13 protein-coding genes and 1 tRNA gene are annotated in these 14,834 nt (G+C 70.4%); 2 read left to right on the top strand and 12 right to left on the bottom strand.

Going from position 1 to position 14,834, the window contains the following annotated elements; translation table 11 throughout:
• Nucleotides 1-7 precede the first annotated feature (7 nt).
• The 5 genes from GCL84_RS08105 to GCL84_RS08085 all read right to left on the bottom strand — a co-directional run bounded on the left by GCL84_RS08105 (nucleotide 8) and on the right by GCL84_RS08085 (nucleotide 5,380).
• Nucleotides 8-1,771, bottom strand: coding sequence for an SDR family oxidoreductase (locus tag GCL84_RS08105; protein WP_235926072.1), 1,764 nt, complete (start codon nucleotides 1,769-1,771; stop codon nucleotides 8-10).
• 239 nt (nucleotides 1,772-2,010) lie between these two features.
• On the bottom strand, nucleotides 2,011-2,757 hold the full coding sequence (locus tag GCL84_RS08100; RefSeq protein WP_156754757.1) for a MerR family transcriptional regulator: 747 nt from the start codon (nucleotides 2,755-2,757) through the stop codon (nucleotides 2,011-2,013).
• A 303-nt stretch (nucleotides 2,758-3,060) separates the two neighbouring features.
• Nucleotides 3,061-3,137 (bottom strand) — tRNA-Leu (locus GCL84_RS08095).
• An 87-nt stretch (nucleotides 3,138-3,224) separates the two neighbouring features.
• On the bottom strand, nucleotides 3,225-4,547 hold the full coding sequence (locus GCL84_RS08090; RefSeq protein ID WP_156754756.1) for an NAD(P)/FAD-dependent oxidoreductase: 1,323 nt from the start codon (nucleotides 4,545-4,547) through the stop codon (nucleotides 3,225-3,227).
• Between the two features lie 131 nt (nucleotides 4,548-4,678).
• Nucleotides 4,679-5,380 carry a uracil-DNA glycosylase gene (locus tag GCL84_RS08085; RefSeq protein ID WP_156754755.1) on the bottom strand — a complete coding sequence of 234 codons (702 nt, stop codon included), beginning with the start codon at nucleotides 5,378-5,380 and terminating at the stop codon, nucleotides 4,679-4,681.
• Nucleotides 5,381-5,410: 30 nt separating this feature from the next.
• Between GCL84_RS08085 and GCL84_RS08080 the strand changes: the two genes are divergently transcribed.
• Nucleotides 5,411-6,877: a S10 family peptidase gene (locus GCL84_RS08080; protein WP_156754754.1), complete on the top strand. Its 1,467-nt coding sequence runs from the start codon at nucleotides 5,411-5,413 to the stop codon at nucleotides 6,875-6,877.
• Between the two features lie 382 nt (nucleotides 6,878-7,259).
• On the opposite strand, the gene GCL84_RS08075 is transcribed toward GCL84_RS08080, so the two are convergent.
• Nucleotides 7,260-7,439 carry a hypothetical protein gene (locus tag GCL84_RS08075; protein WP_156754753.1) on the bottom strand — a complete coding sequence of 60 codons (180 nt, stop codon included), beginning with the start codon at nucleotides 7,437-7,439 and terminating at the stop codon, nucleotides 7,260-7,262.
• Between the two features lie 210 nt (nucleotides 7,440-7,649).
• Nucleotides 7,650-8,507, bottom strand: a complete 858-nt coding sequence (locus GCL84_RS29175; protein WP_268891336.1) for a Scr1 family TA system antitoxin-like transcriptional regulator — start codon at nucleotides 8,505-8,507, stop codon at nucleotides 7,650-7,652.
• Nucleotides 8,508-8,863: 356 nt separating this feature from the next.
• On the opposite strand from GCL84_RS29175, the gene GCL84_RS08065 reads away from it, so the two are divergent.
• Nucleotides 8,864-9,043: a DUF397 domain-containing protein gene (locus tag GCL84_RS08065; protein WP_156754751.1), complete on the top strand. Its 180-nt coding sequence runs from the start codon at nucleotides 8,864-8,866 to the stop codon at nucleotides 9,041-9,043.
• 58 nt (nucleotides 9,044-9,101) lie between these two features.
• Here the strand turns inward: GCL84_RS08065 and GCL84_RS08060 are convergent, their stop codons facing one another.
• Genes GCL84_RS08060 through GCL84_RS08040 form a run of 5 tightly spaced genes read right to left on the bottom strand, consistent with a single transcriptional unit; the run spans nucleotide 9,102 to nucleotide 14,803 of the window.
• The gene (locus tag GCL84_RS08060) at nucleotides 9,102-10,856 is read right to left on the bottom strand and encodes a S8 family serine peptidase (protein WP_156754750.1); all 1,755 of its coding nucleotides are present in this window, start codon (nucleotides 10,854-10,856) and stop codon (nucleotides 9,102-9,104) included.
• A gap of 43 nt (nucleotides 10,857-10,899) precedes the next feature.
• Nucleotides 10,900-11,901 (bottom strand): ABC transporter ATP-binding protein, encoded by a 1,002-nt coding sequence (locus tag GCL84_RS08055; protein ID WP_156754749.1) that lies wholly within the window; start codon nucleotides 11,899-11,901, stop codon nucleotides 10,900-10,902.
• On the bottom strand, nucleotides 11,894-12,919 hold the full coding sequence (locus GCL84_RS08050) for an ABC transporter ATP-binding protein (protein WP_407924375.1): 1,026 nt from the start codon (nucleotides 12,917-12,919) through the stop codon (nucleotides 11,894-11,896). Before GCL84_RS08050 ends, GCL84_RS08055 begins: the two co-directional genes overlap by 8 nt.
• A gap of 5 nt (nucleotides 12,920-12,924) precedes the next feature.
• Nucleotides 12,925-13,881, bottom strand: coding sequence for an ABC transporter permease (locus GCL84_RS08045; RefSeq protein WP_156754748.1), 957 nt, complete (start codon nucleotides 13,879-13,881; stop codon nucleotides 12,925-12,927).
• Nucleotides 13,874-14,803, bottom strand: coding sequence for an ABC transporter permease (locus GCL84_RS08040; protein WP_156754747.1), 930 nt, complete (start codon nucleotides 14,801-14,803; stop codon nucleotides 13,874-13,876). The genes GCL84_RS08045 and GCL84_RS08040 overlap by 8 nt, the downstream gene beginning before the upstream one ends.
• Between the last annotated feature and the right edge of the window lie 31 nt (nucleotides 14,804-14,834).

The raw sequence follows: 14,834 nt of genomic DNA, 5'->3' as shown, positions 1-14,834 counted from the left end.
ACCTCCGTCAGCGGACCACGTCGATGCGGGCGAACTTGCGCATGAGGCCGGGCGAGAGCCGCGACAGCACGCGGCCGACCTTGGCCTCGGGGGTCACCGGGACGACCGCGGTGTCGCGCTCCACGGCGCGGACGATCTCGGCGGCGACCCGCTCGGGGCCGTAGCCGCGGCGGGCGTAGGCCCTGGTCGCCTTGCGCCGCAGCCGCTGCTGCTCGACCTCGTCGACCCCGGTGAAGCGGGCGGTGCCGGTGATGTCGGTGGCGACGATGCCGGGGCAGACCGCCGTGACGCCGATCCCGTGCGCGGCGAACTCGGCGCGCAGGGCCTCCGACAGCGCCAGCACGGCGGCCTTGGTCGCCGAGTAGGCGGGCAGGGCCCGGCTCACGGCGTAGGCGGCGGCCGAGGACAGGTTGACGATGTGCCCGCCCTCGCCGCGCTCGGCCATCTGCGCGCCGAACTCGCGGCAGCCGTGGACGACGCCGAGCAGGTTGACGTCGATCACGCGCTGCCAGTCGGCCTCGGAGGTGCCCAGGAACGGCCCGGCCACGGCGATCCCGGCGTTGTTGACCACCACGTCGGGCACGCCGTGCTCGGCGGCCACGTCCTCGGCGAACTCCCGCACGGCCGCCTCATCGGCGACGTCGACCTGGTAGGCGTAGGCGCCCGCGCCGATGTCCGCGGCGGCGGCCTTGGCCGCGTCCCCGTCGACGTCGGCGATGACGACCTCGGCGCCGCGCGCCGCGAACGCCTCCGCCGTGGCCCGCCCGATCCCGCGTGCTGCCCCGGTGACCACCACCAGCCGGTTGGCGAACCCGACGTCGGGCGAGCCGGACCGGCCGCGCTGCAGCCCCCTGGTCATCGGCGCGCCGCTGGTGTGCTCGACGAACTCCTCGACCATCGCCGCGATCGCGCGCGGGTGCGAGGCGGGGGCCCAGTGGCCCGCGTGCACGGTGCGCCGCCACAGCCCGCCCCGGCCGACCCAGCGCTCGAGGTCGTCGGCGAGACCGGCGGTGACGTAGTGGTCGCGAGCGGGGAGGACGACCTGGACGGGCACGTTCGTCTTGCGCACCCGGGGGTTGGTCAGGCGTGGGAACATGTTGGCCCGGTACAGGTTGACCCCGTTGGCCGCGTCGGCGCCGATGGTCGGCGCCGGGTGGCCGGGCAGCCGGGGCACACCCTCGACGGCGCGCAGCAGCGCCCCCCAGCGCGGTCCCAGCACGGTGCGCCAGAGCAGCGGGGGCAGCACCGGGATGTGGAAGAAGTAGACGTACCAGGAGTGCAGGAGCTGGCCGAGCGCCTGGCGCAGGTGCCGCGGGGTCGGGGTGGCCGCGCGCCGCCGCATCCAGTGCCCCACGTGGTCGAGGCAGGGACCGGAGATCGTGGTGAACGACGCGAACCGCGTCTGGGAGCGCGAATCGGTGATGGCCTCCCACGCCTGGATCGACCCCCAGTCGTGCGCCACCACGTGCACCGGCTCCGCCGGGCTGACCGCGTCCGCGACGGCGAAGAGGTCCTCCCCCAGCTCGGCCAGCCGGTAGGCCCGCAGGCCGCTGGGGGCCGTCGACTCGCCCGCGCCCCGGGTGTCGTACCGCACGACGTGGTAGTTCTCCGCCAGCGCCTCGGCGACCCCGTCCCACATCGCGTGCGTGTCCGGGTAGCCGTGCACCAGCACCACGGTGGGCGAGGACGAGTCCCCCTGCTCGAACACCGCGAGGTCCACATCGCCCTGCCGCACCACGCGCCGCCGCGCACCCAACCCAGCACTGCCCACGGCGCACCCCTTCAGAATGTGAACGGCGTTACACAGAAGTTCCGGGGAACGTTACAACGCTCATTGACAAGGTGCAAGCGTCCATCGGCGTCATGATCAAGCTGAGCGATCCTCGGATCAGCGGCCTGCGCTCGCTCGTCTTGGGCGCTTCACGCGTTGGTCCAATGCGGGGTGGAAGGGATTCCGCCGTGGCAGCAATGTGCCACCGCGGCGGTGGTGGGATCAATCGATGAATGGGGTCAGTCGGCTTTCTTGGCCTTCTCCGCCAGGGCGATGAGCCGGTCTCCCATGATTTCCGGGATGACGCGCCGCGCACTGCGGTCGACCGCCGCGCTGAGCGCCGACATGACCAAGGGGTGCAGGCGCGTGATCACGTCGGCGTAGTGCGGCAGCTCCTCGCCGCTGGGCAACCAGTCCGGGCCCTTGGGGTCGAGGACGTACTTGCGGACCAGGCCGATGAGCAGCCCGGTGATCCGGTCGGTCTCGGTCTGCAGCTCGGCGGCGAGCGCGAGGGCCTCGGCGAGCGGGACGTCGAGCTTGACCAGTTCGTGCCCCGCCTCCAGCAGGCGCGGGCTGGGGGCGACGAACTGGGCGCCGCGCCGCTCGAGGACGCCCAGCTCGAGCGCCCTGCGGATGTTGGCGGGGGTGAGCTGCGCGCCGAACATGCGCAGCAGGTCGGTCATCGGCACGACCTCGGCCGCCTCGTGCGACCACGCCGCGCCGGTGGCCTCCTCCAGGCCCAGCACGTCGCCGAGGCTGTGGCCCGCGCGCCAGGCGTCGAGCATCTCCCGGATCTGGGCGAAGGCGTAGCCGCGGTCGAGCATGTTGAGGATCAGCCGCAGCCGCGACAGGTGGCCGTCGCCGTAGATGGCGGCGCGGCCGCGGCGGACCGGGGCCTCGAGCAGCTCCCGGTCCTGGTACACGCGGACGTTGCGGACCGAGGTGCCCGCGGCCCTGGCCAGCTCGTCGATCCGGTACTCCGCCACCCCGGGGAGCTTAGTTCGCGCCGAAGCGGTCGAGCGGTCCGACGCGGCCGAACGGCCCGGCCGCCACCGCGCCGCCGACGGGGCGCCCACCCCGCCCGCGGTCACCCCCAGGGCAAGCCATATCGCTCTGCGCGACGAGATAAAGAACCGATGACCGGATTAGGACATCCATTCACTGATTGACTAGAAAAACAGTGATCGGCACACACCGAGATCGCGGCCGCGATCACCACACCCGCAGGTGAAACGAACGAAAGCCCAGCCCCAGACGGTGATGACGCTGCGTGGTTAACCGGTTTCGCATGGTGCCCCCGACCGGATTCGAACCGGCACTCGACCCCTTTTAAGGGGGCTGCCTCTGCCTGTTGGGCTACGGGGGCGAGAGCAGCCTATGGGGCGATAACTTAAGGCAGGAGCCGTTTCGAAAAATTCAGCCCGGGTGGACCAAGATCTTGGTCCGTTTGCCGTCAGCCCTTGGAAACCCGAGCGAACTCCGCCTTCGGGTCGTTGATCTGCCCCATGGAGATGACCTCGCGGCGGAACAGCCCACCAGTTAACCAGTCGAGGGTGATCCGGACCTTGCGGTTGAACGTGGGCATCGCCTTGACGTGGTAGGCGCGGTGCATGGCCCAGGCGACGAAGCCCTTGGCCTTGATGTTGAACACGTCGCCGACGCCGTGGTGCAGGCCGAGGCTGGCCACCGAGCCGATGTTCTTGTGGAAGTAGTCCTTGGGCTCGCCGCCGCGCAGCGCGGTCACGATGTTCTTCGCCAGCAGCCGCGCCTGGCGCACCGCGTTCTGGGCGTTGGGCGCGCAGATGGCGTTCGGGTCGTCCTTGGTGCGCGACAGGTCGGGCACCGCGGCGCAGTCGCCAGCGGTCCACGCGTCGGGCAGCCCCTCGACCCGCAGGGCGGCGGTCGCGCGCAGCCTGCCCTGCTTGGTCAGCGGCAGGTCGGAGTTGGCGATGACCGGGTTGGACTTCACACCCGCGGTCCAGACGATGGTGTCGCTGTCGAACTCGGTGCCGTCGGAGAGCACGACCCGCCCGCCCTCGAACGACTTGGCCAACGTCGACAGGTAGACCTCGATGCCGCGCTTCTCGAGCTGCATCACCGTGTAGACGCCCAGGCTCTCGCGCACCTCGGGCAGCACCCGCCCGGCCGCCTCGACCATGACGAAGCGCAGGTCCTCCGGCTGGACGTTCTTGTAGTACTGGGTGGCGAACCGGGCCATGTCCTCCAGCTCGGCCAGCGCCTCGATCCCGGCGAACCCGCCACCGACGAAGGTGAACGTCAGCAGCTTCTTGCGCAGCTCGGGGTCGAGCGTGGAGTCGGCCTCGTCGAGCTTGGTCATCACGTGGTTGCGCAGGTAGATGGCCTCGCCGATGGTCTTGAAGGTGATGCCGTGCTCGACCAGGCCCGGGATCGGCAGCAGCCGGGCGACCGAGCCGAGCGCCACGACGAGCACGTCATAGCCCACTTCCTCGGTGTGCCCGTCGGGGGCTTCGATCGTGACGACCTTGCGCGCGTGCTCGACACCGGTCGCGCGCGCGGTGATGACGTGGCAGCGCTTGAGCGTGCGCCGCAGCGGCACGACGACGTGGCGCGGCTCGATCGCCCCGGCGGCGGCCTCGGGCAGGAACGGCTGGTAGGTCATGTGCGGCTGCGGGTCGATCACGGTGACAGAGGCCTCGCCGGAGCGCAGCTTGCGCTGCAACCCGAGGGCTGTGTACAGCCCCACGTAACCGCCGCCCAGGATCACGATCCGGGTGGGCTCTGCCTTCTTCGCCATGGGTCAATGGTCGCACCGCGTGGACACCCGCGCGAGTCGCCCCCTGGCAGTTGTGACCCCGGTCGCTGACGGCGTTTCCGCTGGTGTGACCCGCATCGCCCGGCTGGCGGATCGATCAAGAACAACCGCCTTCACGCGAGTCCGGCGGTTCGCTTCGCCTGGGTCAGGACGTCCTCGACCATGGCCGGGGTGAGCCTGCCGGTGAAGGTGTTCTGCTGGCTGACGTGGTAGCAGCCGAACAGGTGCAGGGGGTTGCCCTCGGCCTTGGGCTGGAGGACGACGTGGGCGGCGTGGCCGAACCTGGGGCGGGGCGCCGGGACGACCCAGTCGTGGGCCAGGACGGGCAGGAGGGCCTGCCAGCCGAAGGCGCCGAGGACGACGGTGGCCTTGAGGGTGGGGCGCAGGAGGGCCAGTTCGCGTTCGAGCCAGGGGCGGCAGTTGTCGCGCTCGGCCGGGGTGGGCTTGTTGGCGGGCGGGGCGCACTTGACCGGGGAGGTGATCCGGACGCCGGTGAGGCGGAGGCCGTCGTCGGCGTGCGTGGCGGTGGGCTGGTTGGCGAGACCGACAGCGTGCAGGGCGGCGTAGAGGACGTCGCCGGAGCGGTCGCCGGTGAACATGCGGCCGGTGCGGTTGGCGCCGTGGGCGGCGGGGGCGAGGCCGACGATGGCGATGCGCGCGTCCGGCGGGCCGAAGCCGGGGACGGGGCGGCCCCAGTACTCCTGGTCGCGGAAGGCGGCGCGCTTGACCTGGGCGACCTCCTCCCGCCAGGCCACCAGCCGGGGGCAGCGGCGGCAGTGGGTCACCGCCTGGTCCAGGTCCGCGAGAGCAGCCATGCCCCGATCACACCACAGTAGGGTCGGGACATGCCTTCCACGGACACCGGCGACGATGCCACGACCCCTGCCGCGGACCCTGTCGACGACCTGGTCACCACCACTCACTCGCTGACGGTCCGCAGGCGCAAGCTCAACTACACGGCGACGACCGGGCGGGTCGTGCTGCGGCGCGAGGTGGTGACCGACGGCAAGGTGGAGGGCCACCTGCCCAAGGCGGAGGTCTTCCTGACCGCCTACACCCTCGACGGGGCCGACCCGGCGCAGCGGCCGGTGACCTTCGCGTTCAACGGCGGGCCGGGGGCGGCCAGCGTGTGGCTGCACCTGGGGGTGCTCGGGCCGCGGCGGGCGGTGTCCGGGGACGTGGGCGCGCTCGCCCAGCCGCCGTACCGGTTGGTGGACAACCCGGAGACGCTGCTCGCGCAGAGCGACCTGGTGTTCATCGACCCGGTCGGCACCGGCATGTCCCGCCCGGCCAAGGGCGAGAAGTCCGGCGAGTTCTCCGGCTTCCAGCCCGACCTGGAGTCCGTCGCGGAGGTCATCCGCCTCTGGACCACCCGCTCCGGCCGCTGGCTGTCGCCCAAGTTCCTCGCGGGCGAGTCCTACGGCACCACCCGCGCGGCGGGCCTCGCCGAGCACCTTCAGCGCCGCCACGGCATGTACCTCAACGGCGTCATGCTGATCTCGGCCGTCCTGGACTTCGCCACCATCCGGTTCACCGCGGGCAACGACAAGCCCTACCCGCTCTTCCTGCCCACCTACGCGGCCATCGCGCACTACCACGGCCTGCACGGCGATCGGGACCTCGCCGACGTCCTCGCCGAGGCCGAGGACTTCGCCGCCCGCGACTACCCCTGGGCCCTGGCCCGCGGCTCCCGCCTCACCGCCGCCGAGCGCGCGGCGGCCGTCACCAAGCTGGCCGCCCTCACCGGCCTGTCCGAGGACTACGTCGACCGCGTCGACCTGCGCGTCGAGCACATCCGCTTCTTCACCGAGCTCCTCCGCCACCGCAGGCTCACCGTCGGCCGCCTCGACGGCCGCTTCACCGGCTGGGAGACCGACTACGCCCGCGAGCAGCTCGGCACCGACCCCGCGATGGCCGCCATCACCGGCCCGTACACCGCGGCGATCAACCACTACCTGCGCACGGAGTTGGCCTACCCCAGCGACCTGCCGTACGAGGTGCTCAGCAGCGCGGTGTTCCGGGAGTGGTCCTACAAGGAGTTCGAGAACTCCCACGTGACCGTCGCGGACAAGCTCGCGGCGGCGATGCGCACCAACCCGGCGCTGAAGGTGCACGTCGCCTCGGGCTACCACGACGGCGCCACGCCGTACTTCGCGACGGAGGAGACGCTGGCGCAGTTGGCGATCCCAGCGGAGTTGCGGGACAACATCGAGGTCAAGTACTACGAGGCCGGGCACATGATGTACGTGCACGACGAGTCCCGGAGCCGGCAGGCCGCCGACCTCGCCGCGTTCGTCAAGGCGTCGTCGTAGTCGACGGCAGCGCGGGCGCCGAGGCGGGAATCCGACGAGTTACTGATCCAAACGGGTGACGTGCGGCAGCTTCTTGGCAACGCCGGGGCTCAGGCCCGCGACCATACCCACGAGTAGGCTCGAACAGCGCGGACTGGACGAAGTGGAGCACCATGCCTGACGCCCGGGAGGCACCGGCGGGGTCTTCGCGTGCCGTCGTCACACACGTCCTCTTCTGCGCCTTCACCGGTTCTCTGGCCGTGCTCACCGGCGTGGGGGTTCACGCGCTCGTGCGCGACGACAGCGCCGTCAGCCACGTGCTGCCGTACGTGGCAGGCGGCGCGGTGGTCGTCGGGGCGGGACTCTGCCTGGACCGGATCGTGCGGTGGCTGGCACCGGTGGCTCAGCGCCCGCCGAACTTGCGCTTGATCGCGGACACCACGGACACCGCCGCGCCTGCGGGCAGCACCAGCAGCAGCACGGGTACCACGGCGGCCACCACGACCACCACGAGCAAGAGGACGAGGGACAGCGCCATCACCACGTAGGGCTTGTCCCGCACCAGGTCCGTGATGACCTTCACGGTTCCGTTGGCGCGCGTGTACTCCAGTTTCCCCTGGGGTGCGGGAACGCTCCACAACCTGGGCCGATCAACGCCCTGCTTCCCAGACGCGGGCAGGTTCGGCGGCCCACCCGGCTCCGAGGTCTCCGACGGGTCAGGTGGTGGCGAGGCCATGTTCGTGCTCCAGGGAAGCGGAGGGCGGGTGGAGGGCACACGGGGCGAGCGCGGCTTTCACAACGACCTCCTCAGATCCGCGATCCGCGCCTCGATGAGCGCGGCCGTGTCCGCACAGGACAAGGCGGCCCCCACGGCCCCGTCCCAGAGCGCGAGGTGCGCCGCCACCACGGTGTCGTCGTCGGTGTGGATGGCGGCCTCGTCGCCGCTGACGACGATCGACTCCCGCACGCCGATCCGGTCGTCGTCGACGAACACCAGGCCGAAGGGGGCGCCGTCCCCCGGGTAGCCACCGGCGGAGAACGGGACGATGCGGATGTCGTGGCGGTCGTCGTGAGCCAGGACGAGCAGGTGCTCGAGTTGCTCGACCATCACGCGCGGGCCCCCGTACAGCCTGGTCACGGCGAACTCGTCCATCACCACCGAGATCCTCGGCGGGTCGGGGCGCTCGTTCAACGCCTGGACGCGGAACAGCCGGGCGTGCACACCCGCCGTCGACGCCGCCTCGTCCTGGTAGCGCGGTGCGATCAGGGCGCGGGCGTAGCCCTCGGTCTGGAGCTGCCCGGGGATCACCCGCGTGTGCAGCTCGCGCATCTCGACCGCCACCCCGTCGAAGCTCAGGACGTTCAGGCCGCTCTCCCCGAAGAACTCGACGTTCTCCTCGTACCAGTCGAGGTTCTGCCCCTCCTCGGCCCACTCGGCGAGCTGGGCGGCCTTGGCCGCCGGAATCTCGTAGAGCTCCGCGAGCCTGCGCAGGTCGGGTTCGGAAATCGACGACTCGCCAGACTCCTGCCGGATGCACGTGCGCACGTTCCGGCCGATCGCATCGGCGACCTGCTTCTGCGAGAAGTCCATGCGCAACCGGTGACCCCGGAGGCGCCGCCCCACTAATTGCCGCAGATAGCGCGAAGTCATCCGGTAGCTCACCCGATCCTCCTCGTGAGATGCACACTCACCTGTTTGAGCGAGCGAGATAATCTTGTCACCCAGACTTGTCACGTGACTCAGCGGGTCTGGAAACCAACGCTCACCTGCGAAAAGACGGATGCACACGGCCAGGCGATCCGTCACGCACGGCACCATGAGCCACCATCGTGTCCACGAGCCACCCCCCGTTCGAGACGGTGTCTCACCCTGCGTGGACTGGTCCCAACGCTGAAGAAGGCCACGGAATGCACCCCACCCGTGCAGAGGATTCGATTGGGCGGCGGCTGCGACGAGAATCGCCTTATTCGCCTCCCACGCGCGGGGGCCGGAATGAGGACAAAAACATGTCAGGACAAAAGAAGGACGCATGGCGGAAAAGCTCGCACTGCCTGCACACGACCTGCGTCGAACTGTCCCGCGAGGCAGACGGCCTGCGGGTGCGAGACGGGAAGGCGCCGCACGAGGTGCTGATCTTCACCGAGGTCAACGCCCGTCAGTTCATCCGGTTCGTCTCCGGGCGGTGAGAACGCGGAAGGGCCCTCCTCCCGGGATCAGGAGAAGGGCCCTTCCGTCGAGCAGGTGCTACTTCAGGAACTTCTTGCCGTTGGTCACAGCGGCCCACGCGTCAACAGACCCGTGGCCGTAGAACCCGTTGAAGTTCGCGCCACCCTCGCAGGTCGCGTTGAACTCAGCCGGGCGGCCGACCGCCGTGTAGTCCACGGTGCGCGGTGTCGGGCAGGCGATGGGGGCTGCCGTGCCCTCGAGGACCGCGCGGGTCTTGTCCGGGGCCAGGGAGACCGACTTGCCCTTGTAGGCGCCGTACTGGGACACGATCAGGGCCGCCACGCCGGAGGCGTGGGGGGAGGCCATGGAGGTGCCCTGGAGGAACTGGTAGTAGCCGACCGAGCCGTCGGGGCGGACGGACTTCTGGACGCCCGCGGCCTCACCGTCGGGGGTGATGTTCCCGGCTTCGTCGATGGCGCCCTCGGTGAGTGCGACGTTCCTCGGGTACGTCGAGAGGATCAGGTTCTCGTTGGTCTGGTACCAGTCGGTGCCGAGGCCGTCGCGGAAGTAGCCGCCGGGGGCGGAGATGGAGATGTGCTCGCCGTAGTTGCTGTAGTCGGCCTTGGCCTGGGAGGGGCCGTAGGAGCTGACGCCGATGGCGTGGGGGCCTTCGGTGGGGAGGGAGAAGCACGTGGCGTTGTCGATGGTGCGGGGATGGGCGTTGCCAGCCGGGAAGTTCGGGCTGGACGCGTCCGGGAGGGGGTTGGCCAGGTCCATGTGGCCGTTGCCCAGCGAGGTCACCTGGGCGACGCCCTTGCGGTGGGCGTACTCCATGGCGCGGTTGACGGCCTTGATGGTCAGGCGCTGCTCGGCGCGCTGCTCCGGGGTGTCGGCCGCGTTGTCGGTGCAGTTGAACAGCCACGGGTCGATGTAGAAGGACATGTTGACCACGTCCAGGCCCGCGTCACCGGAGTAGGTGATGGCGTCGACCACCGGCTGCAGGAAGAAGTAGCCGGAGTCCTGGCCGCCGCGGATGTTGACCAGCGAGACGTTCGGCGCGACACCGGAGACGCCGTAGCCGTCGGCCGCCGCGGCGATGGTGCCCGCGACGTGGGTGCCGTGGCCGCCGTTGTCGACGTCGGCCGGGTCGACGCAGCCGCGGTACTCGCACGGGCCGTCGACGACCTCGCCGTTCTCGTCGAACGGGATGTCGCGGGTGAAGTTGCGCGACAGCGCCCGGTCGAAGTTCGGCGCGATGTCCGGGTGCGAGCCGTCCACGCCGGTGTCGAGCACGCCGACCTTGACCCGCTTGTCACCGGCCTGCTTGGTGCGCGCGAGGTCGGAGCGGACCGCGGACAGGCCCCAGAGCTGCGAGTCCAGCGGGTCCATGCCCGCGGTGGCGGGCTCGTCCCTGTCCTTCTTGGCCGCCTTCTCGGCTGCCTTGTTGCTCGCGGCCTTGTGCTCCTGCTCGACGGCCTTGGCCTTCGCCTTGGCGGACTTGTCCCCCTTCGGCGCCTGGCCGATGGACTTGACCCGCGCGGCGCCGTCGACGGCGCCGCTGGCCTGGACCGCGGCGGCGAAGCCGTTCTCCGGCGCCCGCACCGTGAGCAGACCCGTCGCGCTGTTGCTGGTGACGACCGTGCCCCCGGCCGCCCGGACCGCCGCCTCGGCCTGCGCGGCGGTGGCGCCGTCAGCCGCGAGGACGTTGAACTCCACGGTCTTGCCCGACAGCGCCGCAGGCGCGGCGGTGGCCGCCCCGGGCGCCGCGACCGCGGCCAAGCTGAGTAATACCGGCACTGCGACCGCCACTGCCAGCGTTCTGCGTCGCTTCACGCGTTCCTCCTCGGTTACTGCCTGCCCCTGGGTCTGCCCCGACTCAGGGGACGATCGCGCGCTGCTCGGCGAAGTGGCAGGCACTCGGGTGGTCGCCTGCGTCTCGGGTGACGAGGGCAGGTTCCTCCTGGGCGCACAGGTCCTGTGCCTTCCAGCAGCGGGTGCGGAACCGACACCCCGACGGCGGGTCGACCGGGCTGGGGACGTCGCCCTCGAGCCGGATGACCTGCCGCTTGCCCCGCAGTTCGGGGTCGGGGACCGGGACGGCCGACAGCAGCGCCTGGGTGTAGGGGTGCGTCGGCCGCTCGTAGATCTCCTCCTCGGTGCCGATCTCGACGACCTTGCCCAGGTACATGACGGCCACCCGGTCGGACAGGTGGCGCACCACGGACAGGTCGTGCGCGATGAACACGTAGGACAGGCCGAACTCGGTCTGCAGGTCGCCGAGCAGGTTCATCACCTGGGCCTGGATGGACACGTCGAGCGCGGAGACCGGCTCGTCGCAGACGATCACCTTGGGCTTGAGCGCGAGCGCGCGGGCGATGCCGATGCGCTGGCGCTGGCCGCCGGAGAACTGGTGCGGGTACCGGTTGAGGTACTCGGGGTTGAGCCCGACCACGTCGAGCAGGTCGCGCACCTTCTCCCGGCGGGAGCCCTTGGGGGCCACCTCGGGGTGGATCTCGAACGGCTCGCCGATGATGTCGCCGACGGTCATCCTCGGGTTGAGCGAGGTGTACGGGTCCTGCAGCACGATCTGGATGTCGCGGCGCAGCTTGCGCAGCTCCGCACCCTTCATCGCGAACATGTCGCGGCCCTCGAACGTCGCCTGCCCGGAGGTCGGCGGCTCGAGGCGCATGAGCACCTGGGCCAGGGTCGACTTGCCGCAGCCGGACTCGCCGACGACGCCGAGGGTCTCCCCGCGCTTGAGCTCGAAGGACACGCCGTCGACCGCGCGGACGTGGCCGACGGTCTTCTTGAACAGCACGCCCACGCGGACCGGGAAGTGCTTGGTGAGGTCGCGGACCTCGATGATGTTGTCAGTCACCGGCGACCAGCTCCTCGGCGAAGTGGCAGGCGCTGAGCCGTCCTGGTTCCGGCTCGTGCTGCGGCGGGACGTCGGTGCGGCAGACGTCCCGCACGCGCTTGCACCTGGGGTGGAAGGGGCAGCCGCTGGGGATGTCCGCCAGGTTGGGCGGCAGCCCCTTGATGCTCCTGAGCTCGGTGCCCTTGAGGTCGAGCCGGGGCACCGACTCCAGCAGCGCCTCGGTGTAGGGGTGCGACGGGCGGCGGTACAGCGAGCGCGCGTCGGAGTGCTCGACGATGCGCCCGGCGTACATGACCGCGATCCGGTCGGCCACCTCGGCGACGACGCCCAGGTCGTGGGTGATGAGGACGAGCCCCATCTGCCGCTGGAGCTGCAACTCCTTGAGCAGGTCCATGATCTGGGCCTGCACGGTGACATCGAGCGCAGTGGTCGGCTCGTCGGCGATGAGCAGCTCCGGGTCCAGCGCCAGCGACATGGCGATCATGGCGCGCTGGCGCATGCCGCCGGAGAACTCGTGCGGGTACTGCTTGACCCGGCCCGCGGCGTTGGGGATCTTCACCTGCTCGAGCAGCTCGATGGCGCGCTTGCGGGCGTCCTTCCTGGACATCGCGCGGCGGACCCGCAACTGCTCCTCGATCTGGAAGCCGACGGTGAAGACCGGGTTGAGCGCGGACAGGGCGTCCTGGAAGATCATCGCGATGCCGGACCCGCGCACCTCGCGGCGGCGCTTGTCCGTCGCGGTGAGCAGCTCCTCGCCCTTGAACTCGATCGACCCGCCGGTGATGTGGCCGGGCGGCGTGTCGAGGATGCCCATGACGGTCTGGGCGGTGACGCTCTTGCCCGAGCCGGACTCGCCGAGCACGGCCAGCGTCTCACCTGCCTCGACGTCGTAGCTGACGCCGTTGAGCACCCTCGCGACGCTCTCGCGGGTGCGGAACTCCACGTGCAGGTCCCGCACGCGCAGCAGCGGCGTGCCCGGCGCGGTCCCCACCGGCAGCGCTTCGTCCTGGATGGACACTCCGGTCACCTCATCTTCGGGTCGAGCGCCTCGCGCACGGCGTCACCGAGCATGACGAACGCGAGCACGGTGGCGGTCAGGAACGCGGCGGGGAACAGCAGCGTGTGCGGCGCGACCCGGATGATGTCGCGGGAGTCCGCGATCATCACGCCCCAGGACACGACCGGCGCGCGCAGGCCGAGCCCGAGGAAGGACAGGGTCGCCTCGGCGCCGATGAACGCGCCCAGGGCGATGGTGGCATACACCAGCACCGGGGCGACCGCGTTCGGCAGCATGTGCCGGAGGATGATCCGCGGCCCGCTGGCGCCGAGCGCGCGGGCGGCCTTGACGTAGTCCTGCTGCCGCGCCGTGATGGCGGCCGAGCGCATGATGCGCATGGCGGTGGGCCAGCTCAGCAGCGAGATCGACAGGATCACCAGGAACAGGATCTGCGTCTGGCTGGTGGTGCCGGTCGAGCCGAAGCTGGACAGGATCACGATCGCGCCGAGCACGAACGGCAGGCCGAAGAAGATGTCGGCGATGCGCGACATCAGGCCGTCGAGCCAGCCGCCGTAGTACCCGGCGAGCAGGCCGAGCGTGCCGCCGATGAGCACCGTCAGCGCGGTGGCCACCAGGCCCACGATGATCGAGGCGCGTGCGCCGTAGATGGTGCGCGCGTAGATGTCGTAGCCCTGGTTGTCGTAGCCGAACCACGCCTGCGCGGAGGGTGTCCCGCGGCTGCGGCTGAGCTCGGCGTAGTTCGGGTCGGCCTGGGTGAACAGGAACGGGAACGCGGCCATCAGCAGGACCAGCAGGATCAACGCCGCCGAGACGATGAACAGCGGTCGGCGGCGCAGGTCGCGCCAGGCGTCCGAGGCCAGGCTGCGCGGCTTGGTCGTGGTGGGCTTGGCGTTCTCGGCTCCGGTGACGAACTGGTCCGCCTCGACGGAGGAGCCGGACGCCGCCGTAGACGGGTCAGTCATAGCGAATCCTTGGGTCGAGGACGGCGTAGAGCAGGTCGACGAGCAGGTTCGACATGAGGTAGACGACCACCAGCAGCGTCACCACGCCGGTGACGACGAGGCCGTCCTTGCCGATGATGCCGTCGTAGACCAGGTTGCCGATCCCCTTGATGTCGAAGATGCCCTCGGTGACGATCGCGCCGCCCATCAGCGCGCCGAGGTCGGTGCCGAGGAAGGTGAGGACCGGGATCGCCGAGTTGCGCAGCAGGTGCACGCCGACGACGCGGGACTGCGGCTGGCCCTTGGCGACCGCGGTGCGCACGAAGTCGGCGCGCTTGTTCTCCGCGATGGACGTCCGGGTCAGCCGGGCGACGTAGGCCATCGAGAGGCTGCCGAGCACGAAGCCGGGGGCTATGAGTTCGTCCCACGGGGCCGGGGACTTGCTGACCGTCGTCTTGATCCAGCCGAGCTCGAAGCCGAGGACGATCTGCAGCACGAAGCCGGTGACGAACACCGGCAGCGAGATCAGGAACAGCGTCGAGATCAGCACGACGTTGTCCAGGAAGCCGCGGCCGCGCAGGCCGGTCATGATGCCCGCGGCCAAGCCGATGATCGCCTCGATGACGAGCGCGACCAGCGCGAGGCGGATGGTGTTGGGGTAGGCGATCGCGATGAGGTCGCCCACCGAGGAGCCGCGGAACGTCTCGCCGAAGTCGCCCTGGAACAGGTTCCCCAGGTAGCGCAGGTACTGCACGATGACGGGCTCGTCGAGGTGGAACTTCTCCCGCATGAGCGAGATGTAGGCGTCCGGGCAGGGCCGTTCGCCGCACTTCCCGGCGAACGGGTCGCCGGGCAGGCTCCAGACGAGCCAGTAGATGAGGAAAGTGGTTCCCAGGAACACTGGGATCAATTGCAGCAGGCGGCGCAGGACGTAGCGTCCCATCTACCCCTCCCCCGACTCGGGACGGGCGCGC

Origin of the sequence: Actinokineospora pegani (assembly GCF_009745975.1) — a bacterium.
In the GTDB taxonomy this organism is placed as follows: Bacteria; Actinomycetota; Actinomycetes; order Mycobacteriales; family Pseudonocardiaceae; genus Actinokineospora; species Actinokineospora pegani.
Note: the sequence above shows the minus strand (reverse complement) of the source record. Positions and strands in the feature narration are given on the sequence as shown.